Consider the following 575-nt stretch of genomic DNA (forward strand, 5'->3'; position numbering starts at 1 on the left):
ATGGTGGCCTCATCCGGACCTCACTCGGGTGCTTTGACGGGCGGTGTGTGCAAGGAGCAGGGACGTATTCACCGCGCTCTTCTGAAGCGCGATTACTACCGAATCCAGCTTCATGAGGGCGAGTTTCAGCCCTCAATCCGAACTACGATCGAGTTTCGGAGATTACCGCCCCCTCTCGGGGTGGGAACCCATTGTCTCGACCATTGTAGCCCGCGTGTAGCCCAGCACATTCGGGGCATGCTGACCTACCGTTGCCCGTTCCTTCCTCCGCTTTAGCAGCGGCAGTCTCCGTAATGTACCCAGCCACCACAAGGGTGCTGCTGGCAATTACGGACGCGGATCTCGCTCGTTGCCTGACTTAACAGGATGCCTCACGGTACGAGCTGACGGCGGCCATGCACCTCCTCTCAAAAGCTCAAGTAAGCTCATCAAACTGACTGTCACAGCTATTGTCGGTGCTGGTGAGATGTCCGGCGTTGAGTCCAATTAAACCGCAGGCTCCTCCGGTTGTAGTGCTCCCCCGCCAATTCCTTTAAGTTTCATCCTTGCGGACGTACTTCCCAGGCGGCTCGCTT

General features: G+C 57.4%; 1 rRNA gene. It reads right to left on the reverse strand.

The annotated features are described in order from the left end of the window. A 16S ribosomal RNA gene (locus ACN2TU_RS26915) occupies window positions 1–575 on the reverse strand; the annotation flags it as partial.

It is taken from the genome of Haladaptatus marinus, from assembly GCF_051194195.1.